At 34.8% G+C, this 12,241-nt stretch carries 10 protein-coding genes and 1 tRNA gene; 10 read left to right on the forward strand and 1 reads right to left on the reverse strand.

Annotation, left to right across the window (positions count from 1 at the left end; genetic code table 11):
- Together MWH28_RS00750 and MWH28_RS00755 are read left to right on the forward strand one after the other, a co-directional pair.
- Window positions 1-675, forward strand: coding sequence for a potassium channel family protein (locus MWH28_RS00750; RefSeq protein WP_248617349.1), 675 nt, complete (start codon window positions 1-3; stop codon window positions 673-675).
- A gap of 281 nt (window positions 676-956) precedes the next feature.
- Window positions 957-2,639, forward strand: coding sequence for an alpha/beta hydrolase (locus MWH28_RS00755; RefSeq protein ID WP_248617350.1), 1,683 nt, complete (start codon window positions 957-959; stop codon window positions 2,637-2,639).
- Here the strand turns inward: MWH28_RS00755 and MWH28_RS00760 are convergent.
- Window positions 2,636-3,160 carry a hypothetical protein gene (locus MWH28_RS00760; protein WP_248617351.1) on the reverse strand — a complete coding sequence of 175 codons (525 nt, stop codon included), beginning with the start codon at window positions 3,158-3,160 and terminating at the stop codon, window positions 2,636-2,638. The two genes, MWH28_RS00755 and MWH28_RS00760, sit on opposite strands and share 4 nt — an antisense overlap.
- A 141-nt stretch (window positions 3,161-3,301) precedes the next feature.
- On the opposite strand from MWH28_RS00760, the gene nadD reads away from it, so the two are divergent.
- The 8 genes from nadD to MWH28_RS00800 all read left to right on the forward strand — a co-directional run bounded on the left by nadD (window position 3,302) and on the right by MWH28_RS00800 (window position 12,202).
- Window positions 3,302-3,913 (forward strand): nicotinate-nucleotide adenylyltransferase, encoded by a 612-nt coding sequence (gene nadD / locus MWH28_RS00765; protein ID WP_248617352.1) that lies wholly within the window; start codon window positions 3,302-3,304, stop codon window positions 3,911-3,913.
- A 240-nt stretch (window positions 3,914-4,153) separates the two neighbouring features.
- The gene (locus MWH28_RS00770) at window positions 4,154-5,740 is read left to right on the forward strand and encodes a DEAD/DEAH box helicase (RefSeq protein WP_248617353.1); all 1,587 of its coding nucleotides are present in this window, start codon (window positions 4,154-4,156) and stop codon (window positions 5,738-5,740) included.
- A 242-nt stretch (window positions 5,741-5,982) separates the two neighbouring features.
- On the forward strand, window positions 5,983-6,543 hold the full coding sequence (gene yqeK, locus MWH28_RS00775) for a bis(5'-nucleosyl)-tetraphosphatase (symmetrical) YqeK (protein WP_248617354.1): 561 nt from the start codon (window positions 5,983-5,985) through the stop codon (window positions 6,541-6,543).
- A 14-nt stretch (window positions 6,544-6,557) separates the two neighbouring features.
- Window positions 6,558-7,745: an LCP family protein gene (locus MWH28_RS00780; protein ID WP_248617355.1), complete on the forward strand. Its 1,188-nt coding sequence runs from the start codon at window positions 6,558-6,560 to the stop codon at window positions 7,743-7,745.
- Window positions 7,746-7,829: 84 nt separating this feature from the next.
- Window positions 7,830-8,180, forward strand: a complete 351-nt coding sequence (gene rsfS, locus MWH28_RS00785; RefSeq protein WP_248617356.1) for a ribosome silencing factor — start codon at window positions 7,830-7,832, stop codon at window positions 8,178-8,180.
- Window positions 8,181-8,400: 220 nt separating this feature from the next.
- Window positions 8,401-8,476: transfer RNA gene (locus MWH28_RS00790), tRNA-Ala, on the forward strand.
- Window positions 8,477-8,863: 387 nt separating this feature from the next.
- The gene (gene leuS / locus MWH28_RS00795) at window positions 8,864-11,335 is read left to right on the forward strand and encodes a leucine--tRNA ligase (protein WP_248617357.1); all 2,472 of its coding nucleotides are present in this window, start codon (window positions 8,864-8,866) and stop codon (window positions 11,333-11,335) included.
- Between the two features lie 138 nt (window positions 11,336-11,473).
- Window positions 11,474-12,202 (forward strand): demethylmenaquinone methyltransferase, encoded by a 729-nt coding sequence (locus MWH28_RS00800; protein ID WP_248617358.1) that lies wholly within the window; start codon window positions 11,474-11,476, stop codon window positions 12,200-12,202.
- Window positions 12,203-12,241: the final 39 nt, after the last annotated feature.

A 12,241-nucleotide genomic window follows, 5' to 3' on the forward strand; every position in this document is an offset into this window, starting at 1 on the left:
ATGTATGTAATTATTGCTGGTGGTGGTGTAGTTGGACGTAATTTAGCTAAACAATTAGTAGAAAAGCATGATGTGGTAGTAATTGATCTGGATGAAGGAGTCTGCGAACGGATCTATTCAGAGTATGGTGCAGTCAGCATTCTTGGTAATGCAACCAATATAAATGTTTTAAAGGAAGCAGGGATTGAAAGATGTGATGTAGCTGTCAGTGTGATGAGAAGTGATGCTGATAATTTAGCTTTCTGTTTATTGGCTAAAAATTTTGATGTAGAACAGATTATGGTTAGGATGAGAGAACCTGACTATGAAAGTGCCTATAGATTAGCTGGTGCAACGACTGTTTCAGGAGTAATTGATTTAATGGTTGAAGAGTTTGTGCTTGATATTGAGCAACCAGATGTAAGAAAGTTGGTTTCCTTAAGTGGGGGAAAAGCAGAGATTTCGATCTTAACGATTCCCGAAGGGGCCAAGCATGCTGGAGAGACTATCTCTGAGATTGTTCAGGGAAGTGATTTTCCAGATCGCTGTTTAATTGCTGGAGTCTTTGATATAAAGGAGGATAAATTAATTATTCCGCATGGTTATACAGTAGTTGATGAGATGAACCAGGTATTTTTGGTTGGAACTGCTGATAGAATTACGGAAGCTGCGAAAGCATTGACTAAAATGAAATAAATTAGCTGTGTTAGCTTAAGTCTAAGGTTGAGGAAATGGTTTTTATTACGAAGGGTTTTTATAAACCCGAAGGTAAGGCTAAGCCAATCGTTAAAATCATAAGGGCTTAGGTTTTACTTAAACTTAGACTTAGTCTTAAACTTAGGCCATATATCAATAAATTAGATCATAGGAAAATCCTATGATCTAATTTATTTTAAAGGAGAGTCGAGTAATTTGCAGAATTAGTTATTTAGAGACAATAATGATTTCTGGATTCAGTCATCTAGGAGGAGATGAAATTGAGAAAATATATTGGATTGCTAGTTTTGCTGTTGCTATTAACAGGGTGCAGAACAGAAGAAGCCGATTTAAATGAAACTCGAAGTTATGAGGAAGATATTAATCTAATAACTGAATTTGAGGAATTTAAGGCTGAACTCAAGACGGTTGAGAGTAAAGAAGAGGAAGAGTTAATTGATGAGTTAGTAGCTGAGGTAGAGTTTCCTTTAATTAAAGAAGATAAGGTGGTCTTTATTTATCAAGGGGACAGTGACGATCAGGTCTATTTTGTCAGTGATTTGACTGCATGGGAGAAAGAAAAGATGGAACAAGTAGCTGATACGTCTTTGTTTTATCATCAAATCAAGGTAGATACTGAAGCTAGATTTGATTATCAGTTTGTAGTTAATGATCAATTTAAAGTTGACCCCTTACAAACAGAGCAGGTACCTAGCCTTGAGTTTGGGTTGAATAGCCAACTGAGAATGCCTGCCTATCAAGCTAAGGGTTATTGGCAAGAGAGTGAAAATGTTGAAGCGGGAGAGCTGATAGCTAAAGAGGTTGCAGGTAGAGAATTAACAATTTATTTACCACCTAATTATGAAGAAGAAAAAGAATATCCTGTTTTGTATTTTATAGATGGAGATCACTATTTAGAGTTAGGGCAAGTTCAAGATACTTTAAATAACTTAATTGCTCACAATGAAATTGAAGAGGCTATCGCTGTCTTTATTGACTCTTCTAATCCTTATTTTGAGTATTTAGGAGAAGATCAAAATAACTTTTTAGAGCTAATTAGTGGAGAGGTTATCCCTTATGTCGATCATAATTATTCAACACTAGCTCAACCAACAGCGAGAACTGTTGTAGCCTATGATCAAGGTGCTACGCCGGCTGCGTTATTAGTTTTAGATCAGGGGGTAGCTCAGAATTTGATTACTCAATCAGGATATTATACACCACATGTTTTCGCAGCTTTAGAAGGAGAGCTAGCAGAAGATTTACAGGTATATCTTGATTGGGGTAAGTTGGATCTAATTGACAATCAAGCGTTAGGTTTAAAATTTGTTCATGAGTTAAAGCAGCAGGAGCTTGATTATCAAGTTCAAATTCATGCTGATGGTCATCAATGGGCCAACTGGCGAGAAAACTTAAGTTCTGCTTTGCAGTATATTTTAGGGGGTAGAAGTTTTAACGGAATGGAGAGTCTAGTGCTTGCTGATGACTTTAGTGGTAAGTACCCTAATTATTTCTCAGTAGGTGAGAATAATCAGCTAGTTGCCAAAAGAAAGGAAGAAAGATATCAATTAGAATTTAGAGAGGATAGTTTTGTTAAGTTAACAGACTATCAATTTAAGGACTTTGCTATTCAACTCGAAATTGAGGATAGCAATCAAGTTGGTTTTGGATTATTGATGGGCCAACAAAGTGGTTATACTTTATTTTTTGATCTTGAAGCTGATAAGATCTATTTAGTGAGGGATTATGAAATTTTATATCAGGAGAGTCTATCAGATAGCGAAGAGATTAAGAAGGTTAAAGTAGTAGCTGAAGCTGATAAGTTATTGGTTTATCTTAATCAAAAATTAGTAGCTGAGGTTCCAGTCAGTTTAGAAAATAGTAAGCAGCTTGCTATTTTAGGTAAGCAAGGAAGTGAGTTAATGATTGATCAGATCTTAATTGAAGAAAAGCTACGTAATTAGGTTGGTTGATTGATTGTTAATAATTTTGCTGAAATGTCGGCTGTATAAATAAATTCTGCTCTAAATTGACCTTGATACTCTGTAAATGGAATTGTATAGGCGATCTCTTTCAGCTTGGCCCAAAATTCTTGGTTGACAATATATTCTTCATTGATTTTTAAGATAGTGTCAGCAATTAAATGAGGGAAAGCATACAACTTAGTCAGATCTAAGCAGTTAACCTTGACTGTAATATAGACTTCTTCGAGAATGGGTTGGCCCCAAAAATAAATACCGACTGGGCGCTGTATTTTTTGATCGATAAAGTTGGTTGTATTACGTGGTTTGGCAACTTTGAGCCCTTCTTGCTTGATTGCATTTAGAGCTTCAGTAATTAGTTCTGGTTTATCTTCTTTAATAAAATGATACAGTTTAGTAGGAACTAACTCTGAGTTGGGTTGTTGATGATATAGACTTTCTAATTCTAATAATTTCTGTTCTTGCTCAATTAATGATAATTCTTTTTTTTTCAATTTCTGCACCTCCTTTAACTAAATTTTATCCAAATTAATAAAAAATATTAGTTTTTAAAATTAAATTAGTTGATTTTACTTGAGAGAAGAGAGTTCATATTATAACATAGTAATTGAGTTCTAAAATAAAAGTAGGAGTTGAATTTATTAATGAGTGAAACTAGGCGAGCTATTGGGATTATGGGAGGAACTTTTGATCCTATTCATTATGGACATCTGTTGACTGCTGAATGTGCAGCTTATCAATATAATCTAGATGAAGTAATCTTTGTTCCCTCAGGGAGTCCGCCTCATAAGACTGATCAAAAAATTACTGCTGCTCAAAAGAGATATGCTATGGCTTTGCTGGCTACTATCGGGAATCCTAAATTTAATGTATCTAGAATTGAAATTGACCGAGAAGGATTATCTTATACAATAGATACTATTAGAGCTTTTAAGGAATTATCTCCTCAGACGAAGATCTATTTTATCACAGGAGCTGATGCTATTTTGGAGATATTCACTTGGAAGAATCCAGAGGGATTATTAAAAGAAGCGAATTTTATTGCAGCTAGTCGTCCAGGTTATTCCTTAGATAAACTAGACAGGGAGCTGTATGATGATTATCGTAATAGGATACACATTTTAAAGATACCAGGGTTAGCTATTTCCTCAACAGGTATTAGGAGGAGAATCAAAGAGGGTCGTCCAATTAAATATCAATTACCAGAAGAAGTAGAAAGTTATATTAGGAAGTATAATCTATATAAATACCTTTAAAAACTTGCAAATTGAGTTATTATCTGGTACCATAAAGGTTAGTGGGCATTTTTAGCATCTTTTTGGTGTGGATTTGCGTTGTTGTTTGATTCCACCAAAGTGTTAAGGATGTCTTATTATTTTAGTAATGTAATAAATTAGATTGTAATCTGCTTGCAGAATAATAAGTATTTATTATCTGAATTATATACATACTATATAGTAAAGGAATTAATTTATTTAGGGAGAGTGAAAATTAGAATGAAAACAAAGAAATTTGAAGAATTGAATTTGTCAACTGAAATTAAGAAAGCAGTTGAAGCTATGGGTTTTGAAGAAGCTACACCAATTCAAACTCAATCGATTCCTTATATCTTGCAAGGAAGAGATGTGATCGGACAAGCTCAGACTGGTACAGGTAAGACGGCTGCATTTGGAATTCCAACTTTAGAAATGGTAAATCCTAAGGATAAAGATGTGCAATCATTAGTTGTATGTCCAACAAGGGAGTTAGCTATTCAAGTAGCTGAAGAACTAAAACGACTTTCAAAATATAAAAATCGGATTAATATCTTACCTATCTATGGAGGTCAATCTATTAAGCGACAAATTAAAGCTTTAAATAAAGGGGTTCAAGTTATCATTGGTACTCCAGGAAGATTGATGGATCATATGCGACGTGGAACTTTAAGGTTAGATAATTTGAAGATGGTTATTTTGGATGAAGCTGATGAAATGTTAAATATGGGTTTTAGAGATGATATAGAGAAGATTTTACAGGGAGTCAAGGGAAAAAGACAGACAATTTTATTTTCTGCGACCATGCCTAAATCTATCTTGAATTTGAGTAAGAAATACCAAAAAAATGCTGAGATAATTAAGGTAGTACGTCAAAAATTAACAGTGCCTAATATTGAACAAGCTTATTTTGAGGTTAAAAGAAGAAATAAGTTAGAGGTTTTATCGAGACTGGTTGATATGTATAACCCAAAGTTATCTTTAGTCTTTTGTAATACAAGAAGGCAAGTAGATGAATTAGTAATTCAACTTCAAGCTAGAGGTTACTTTGTAGATGGTTTACATGGAGGAATGAAACAACCGCAAAGAGATCGAGTGATGAATAAGTTTAAAAATGGGACTGTAGAAATTTTAGTAGCTACAGATGTAGCAGCTCGAGGGATTGATATTGATGATATTGAGATGGTATTTAATTATGATGTTCCTCAAGATATAGAGTATTATGTCCATAGAATTGGCCGAACAGGACGTGCAGGTAGAAAAGGGCGTGCTTTTACCTTAGTAGTAGGTAAAGAAATTTATAAAGTGAAGGATATTGAGAAGTATACGAAGACAAAAATTAAAAGAAAGAAAGTTCCTTCAGCTAGTGATGTAGAAGAGATTAAAATGAATCTAATGCTAGAGGATGTAATAGATACTTTAGATCAGGAGAATCTAACAAAGTATGTTAAAGCTATTGAAAAGATAAATGAAGAAGACTATACATCTTTAGATATAGCAGCAGCTTTATTAAAAATGATGTCAGAAGATGATTTGGCCCAACAAGATACAAAGTTAGAAAATCAGTTTGGGAATACAGGAGCAGAACCAGGGATGGTCAGATTATTTATAAATGTAGGTAAGAAACAAAATATTAGCCCTGGAGATATAGTAGGAGCGATTGCTGGAGAAACAGGTCTTTCTGGAAATTTAATTGGACTGATTGATATTTATGACAGATATACTTTTGTAGAGGTACCTCGTGATAATGCTCAAGAGGTGCTGCAGATTATGAAGAATAATACGATTAAAGGGAAAAATATAAGTATGGAACCAGCTAATCCTAAGTAAGGTGCTGAAACATTAGTAATTAGTTGATAATTAAAGTGGGCATATGTCCACTTTTTAATTATATAATTAAGCTTTATTACAAATTATGTGGCACTTTCGTGCCACAGTAATAAGTTATCAGTAATCAGTCGTCAGTAAAACCATAAGGTTAAGTTCTTTAAGAGTTCTTGAATTAAATGGTTTTGAACTTGCTGATTACTGGTTACTGATTTCTGATAACTATTGATATAGGAGGCGTCCAAGTGCTAACAGAAGAAGAGGCAATAGATAAGTTAGCTACGCTGGTTGATCAAGATCGATTACAACATAGCTTAGGGGTTCGAGATACAGCTATCAAACTAGCTAAAAAGTATAATTGTGATCCTGAACAAGCAAAGTGGGCCGGTCTGATTCATGATTGCGCTAAAGGATTATCCAGTAATAACCTATTGAAAAAGGCAGAGCAATTTGGTATAGTGATAGATGATGTTTCTAGGCAGATACCGGAGCTATTGCATGCTCCTGTAGGAGCAGAGTTGGCTAGAAGGGAGTTTGGAATTGAAGACGAAGCTATTTTAAATGCAATTTCTATTCATACCTTAGGAAGCGAAGATATGAGTCAGTTGGCCAAGATTATATTCTTAGCTGACTATATCGAACCTAATCGAACTTGTCAAGCAATAAGAAAATTAAGAAAGCTAGTAGAAGATAAAAATTTGGATCAACTAGTGAGGATAGCTTGTGAAAATACAATCAGATATAACTTAGAGACTGGGAAAATAGTCCATCCTCAAACTATTAAGACCAGAAACTCTTTACTCTAGAGAGGAGTGGAATTATGCCCCGCAAGAATAGGTGGACAAGTTACTTTCTTGTAGTAGTTGCAATTTTATTAATTGGTGGGGTTAATTTAGTTACTTTTCATTATCTTGACTGGGAGCGTGGCTTAAATAATATAGAAGATGAAGATAAAACAGAAGTTGGAATTGATGCTGAAGAATTAGAAGAACGAATTAATATTTTGGTATTAGGGATTGATGCTGAAGCAGATGAGAATAAGCGTTCTGATACACTATTATTGGTTAGTCTTGATCTAACAACTAATGAGGTTGGAGTAATCTCGATTCCTAGAGATACCAGAGTGAAATTGGCCGATCGGGATAGTTATCATAAGATTAATGCAGCATATGCTTATGGTGGGGTTGACTTAACTAGGCAGACTGTTGAGGAATTCTTGGATATTTCAATTGATCATTATTTGAAGGCTGATTATCAAGGTTTCATTGATGTAGTGGATGCTTTAGGTGGAGTAGAGTTAGATATTGAAGAAGATCTTTATTATGTAGACCGAGCGGATGATCTATATATTGATCTAAAAGCTGGAACTAGAAAATTAGATGGAGAAGATGCTTTAAAGTATGTTAGATTTCGCGATAGTCAGCTAGGAGATATAGGTCGTGTACAACGTCAGCAAGAATTTTTGCGAGCAACAGTTGATCAATTGCTGAATCCACAGACTATTTTTAGATTGCCAGGATTGATCAGAGAGGTAAATGATGCTGTAATGACCGATTTGAAGTTAACTGATAAGATGCAATTAACTGGTATTGCTAACCAGTTCAGCTTAGAACAGGTTCAGATGGAATTATTGCCTGGGATTCCTGATTATATTTCAGGGATCAGTTATTGGGTTCCGTTAGAACGAGAAATTGAATTATTGGTTGATGCTATGTTTAATAAAAGAAATTATTTCAATAACCAGGAGTTAGATTTAGTTATTATGAATGGTAATGGAGAGGTTGGTCGAGCTCAAAAGGTAGCAGAATTGTTATCAGTTCAAGGTTATAATATTCAAGGTGTTAGGAATGCTGATCGGTTTGATTATTCTCAAACTGCAATTCTTTCACCTAACAAGGAAGTAGAAGAGATAGAAGAATTAGCTAATTATTTAGATGGAGAATTATTAGTTGAAGATGAAATTTCTACTGTAAAAGTGATTGTTGGGAAAAGTACAAATTTTCACTAAAAAAAGGTTTTTTTAGCTTCGATCTAGAATAATTATAAGTAAGGTTCAAGATAATATAGTTAAGAGTAGGGGGTTATAAGGTTAATGGAAAGAGATGTTGAGAAGGTTGCCAAAGAGATTGCTAAAGCTGCTGATGATAAAAAAGCTGAAGATATAAGAATTTTGAATGTAAAAGGTATCTCTATTTTGGCCGATTATTTTATAATCTGTAGCGGTACTTCAGATACTCAAGTACAAGCAATTGCTAATTCAATTGAGCATATTTTAGAAGAACAAGAGATTTATGTTAAAAATAAAGAAGGTATTGATATTGGAAATTGGGTTGTATTAGATTATGCAGATGTAATTGTACACGTATTTCATCAAGAACAGAGAGAATATTATAAGTTAGAGAAATTATGGGGTGACGCTAAAGAATTAGAATGGCAAGCATGATCTGCCTTCTTTTATAATATTTATCATTTTAATCTTGACAAAAATTAATTCTTAATTTATAATGTTGATAGTTGAATAGTTGAATAGTTGAATAGTTGTATAATGGCTATGATAAGGAGTAGTAAGCAGCAGCTGAACTCGCCTTGGAGCTATATGAGTGAATTTATAGTAGCTTATACGGTTGACAGCCGTTATCTTGTTTTAGAGATGATATGAAACTGGGGATATAGCTCAGCTGGGAGAGCGCTTGTCTGGCAGACAAGAGGTCAGCGGTTCGAACCCGCTTATCTCCACCAAAAACTTTTATTAAAAGAACGCATTGAAGTTTTTGGTGTTAGGTCATCGAGACCGTCACACCAAAAACTACAATTAATAAAACGTAATGAGGTTTTTGGTACTAGGGCATCGAGCCCGTCGCATTAAATCTTTGCAGAATAAAACTTTGCTTATAAATACAAAGTTAGGTTCTTGTGATCATCGTGCCAGTCTTCATATCAACTTAGGGTGGTACCGCGAGAAACTCTCGCCCCTATTAAAGATTTTTCTTTATTGGGGGTGAGGGTTTTTTATAATTTATAAATAATTAAATTTTCTCTTGCTTTAGGAAGTAAAAGGATATAAGTTATTTTTTGGGAGTAACTAATTAAATGTTGTAAATTAATTGAGATCAAAGGAGGATGGAGATGAAAGAGGAGTATAATTTTAAAGAAGTAGAAGCACAATGGCAGCAGTATTGGGAAGAAGAGCAGGTCTATAAAAGTGAGATACAAGACAAAGATGAATATTATGTATTGGAGATGTTTCCTTATCCATCAGGTAATCTACATATGGGACATGTTAGAAATTATTCATTAGGTGATGTATTTGCTCGTTTTAGAAGGATGGAAGGATATAATGTTTTACATCCGATGGGTTGGGATGCTTTTGGACTTCCAGCTGAAAATGCAGCAATTGAGCGGGATATTCATCCTAATGACTGGACTTGGGACAATATTGAAAATATGAAAGAACAATTTAAGATGTTAGGACTCAGTTATGATTGGGAGCGGGAGGTAGCTACTTGCCATCCTGATTATTATCGTTGGACACAGTGGTTATTCTTACAACTTTATAAGGAAGGGTTGGCCTATAAGGAAAAATCAGTTGTTAATTGGTGTCCAAGCTGTCAGACAGTATTGGCCAATGAGCAGGTAATTGATGAAGAGTGTGAGCGTTGTGATAGTCAAGTTATTGATAAGGAATTAGAACAATGGTTCTTTAAGATTACTGACTATGCTGAACAATTATTAGATGATCATCATTTATTAGAAGACTGGCCACAGCGGGTTAAGACGATGCAGAAAAATTGGATTGGACGTAGTGAAGGAGCAGTAATTGAGTTTGCTATAGAAGGTAGCGATGAAGCTTTAGAAGTTTTTACTACTCGTCCAGATACAATTTATGGTGCGACTTATATGGTGTTGGCCCCTGAACATCCTTTAGTTGAAGAGTTAGTGACAGGAACTGATCAGGAAGAAGAGGTTAAGGAATTCATTGCTCAGATCAAAGAGCAAGATGAGGAAGAAAGAACCGGTTCTGATAGTGAAAAGGTTGGAATTGATACAGGAATTAAAGCAATTAATCCTGTAACTGAAGAGGAAGTTCCAGTAATGATTGCTAATTATGTCTTGATGGATTATGGAACTGGTGCTATTATGGCAGTACCTGCTCATGATGAGCGTGATTTTGATTTTGCTAAGAAGTATGACTTGCCAATTAGGGTTGTTATTCAGCCAGAAGATGAAGAGTTGACAGCTGAACAGTTAGAAGAAGCATATACAGAAGATGGAGTAGTTGTTAATTCAGAGATTTTAAATGGTCTGTCAGTAGATGAAGCTTTCGATAAGATTATTGCTTACCTTGAGGAAGAAGGCTTAGGCCAAAAGGAAGTCAACTATAAATTACGAGATTGGTTAATCTCTAGACAGAGATATTGGGGGACACCAATTCCGATTATTTATTGTGATGATTGTGGTATTGTAGAGGTACCTGAATCAGATTTACCTGTTGAATTGCCAACTGATGTTGAATTTACAGGGACGGGCCAATCACCGTTAGCTAAAGCAGAAGATTTTATAAAGACAACCTGTCCTGAATGTGGACAAGAAGCAGAGCGGGAAGTAGATACGATGGATACATTCGTTGATTCATCGTGGTACTATCTAAGATATACCAGTCCAGATTTTACAGAGTCAGCCTTTGATAGTAAGCGAGCAAATTACTGGATGAATGTCGATCAGTATATCGGTGGAATAGAGCATGCGATTTTACACCTGCTCTATTCTCGATTCTTTATGAAATTCTTACATGATCAAGGATATGTTGATTATAAAGAGCCTTTTGGAGATCTTTTAACCCAAGGAATGGTGTTATTAGATGGTGCTAAGATGTCTAAATCAAAAGGAAATATCGTTGATCCTTTAGAAATTTTAGATAATTATGGTGCTGATGTAGCTCGCTTATTTATTCTGTTTGCTGCTCCACCAGAAAGAGATCTAGATTGGAGTGATGAAGGAGTAGAGGGAGCAGAAAGGTTCTTAAATCGTGTCTGGAGATTGGTTGCTCAAAATATTGACCAGCTTAAAGATGTAACTGGAGATTTTGAAATAACAACAGATGCTGATAAGAAATTACATCGTCAGTTACATGTTACGATTAAAGATGTAACGGTTGATGTTGGGGAGAGAAAGCAGTTAAATACAGCAATCAGTGCAATTATGGAGTTAGTAAATAGTGCTTATAAATATTTAAATGATGTTCAAGAGCTTAATTATCAATTATTAAGAGCTGTTGTAGAGAAAATTATTTTAGTTTTGGCCCCATTTGCTCCTCATATGACAGAGGAGTTGTGGTCTCAATTAGGGTTTGAGGATAGCGTTCATCAACAGAGTTGGCCCGAGTATGATGAAGAAGCAATTAAGAAGGATGAGATTACAATTGTAATACAAGTTAATGGTAAGGTCAGAGATAAGGTAGAAGTAGCTGCTGATATTAGTGAAGATAAATTAAAAGAGCTTGTCAAGAAACAAGATAATGTACAACGTTATTTAGAAGGAAAAGAGGTAGTTAAGGAGATTGTTGTACCACAGAAATTGGTTAACTTAGTAGTAAAGTAAATACTGATTTTGTTGACCATGTGCTTGTTTGGAGGTGCATGGTCTTTTTTCCTTAATCATACTATTTTTAAAGTTGGGGAATAATTTTAATGGTTGCTAGCTTAATCATAGGGATAATAAATTTAAGAGGTGAGAAGTATGGTAGATGAAGAATCTAAAAAGAAGAAAGAAGTTGCTCATGTTCATTCTGTTTTTGAAAGTATATCCAAGAATTATGATTGGATGAATTCGATTATGAGTTTAGGCTTACACAAGAAATGGAGAAAGAAGGCTATAGAAGAGTTGGGTATTCAACCAGGAGATAGGGTTCTTGATCTTTGTTGTGGAACATGTGATTGGACAATAAGTTTGGCTCAAACTGTAGGTAGTAAAGGACAGGCAGTTGGGTTGGATTTTAGTAAAGAGATGCTTAAGGTTGGTCAAGAAAAGATAGAAGAGCGAGGATTGACTGAGCAAGTAGAGTTAGTAGAAGGTGATGCTTTAGATCTTCCGTTTGGTGAAGATGAATTTGATTATGTTACGATTGGTTTTGGACTGCGTAATGTTAGAGATATTTGGGGTGCTTTTTCTGAAATGAAACGGGTTGTAAAAGATGATGGGGCAATTGCTTCATTAGAGCTTTCTAAACCACCTAATCAATTATATCGTAAATTATATTTCTTTTATCTGTATAAGATCATTCCTTCATTTGCTAAAATATTCATGAACAAATCTAATCAATATCTATGGTTGGCCCAATCATTAGAAGATTTTCCTGAAATTCAGGAGTTAGAAGATATGTTATATCAAGCTGGTTTTGAACAAGTCAGTATTGATCTCTTTCTTGGAGGAGCAATTGCTTTACATATAGCTGAAGGAACTGTATAAATAGACCTCATTAGGAAAAAATAGTAATGAGGTGAGGTT

The sequence above is a fragment of the Natroniella sulfidigena genome (assembly GCF_023223645.1).
In the GTDB taxonomy this organism is placed as follows: domain Bacteria; phylum Bacillota; class Halanaerobiia; order Halobacteroidales; family Halobacteroidaceae; genus Natroniella; species Natroniella sulfidigena.

Excerpts from the sequence above, each read along its gene's own strand:
- MWH28_RS00750 (WP_248617349.1), top strand. The coding sequence starts at position 1 with ATGTATGTAATTATTGCTGGTGGTGGTGTAGTTGGACGTAATTTAGCT.
- nadD (WP_248617352.1), top strand. The coding sequence starts at position 3,302 with ATGAGTGAAACTAGGCGAGCTATTGGGATTATGGGAGGAACTTTTGAT.
- MWH28_RS00770 (WP_248617353.1), top strand. The coding sequence starts at position 4,154 with ATGAAAACAAAGAAATTTGAAGAATTGAATTTGTCAACTGAAATTAAG.
- MWH28_RS00780 (WP_248617355.1), top strand. The coding sequence starts at position 6,558 with ATGCCCCGCAAGAATAGGTGGACAAGTTACTTTCTTGTAGTAGTTGCA.
- rsfS (WP_248617356.1), top strand. The coding sequence starts at position 7,830 with ATGGAAAGAGATGTTGAGAAGGTTGCCAAAGAGATTGCTAAAGCTGCT.
- leuS (WP_248617357.1), top strand. The coding sequence starts at position 8,864 with ATGAAAGAGGAGTATAATTTTAAAGAAGTAGAAGCACAATGGCAGCAG.
- MWH28_RS00800 (WP_248617358.1), top strand. The coding sequence starts at position 11,474 with ATGGTAGATGAAGAATCTAAAAAGAAGAAAGAAGTTGCTCATGTTCAT.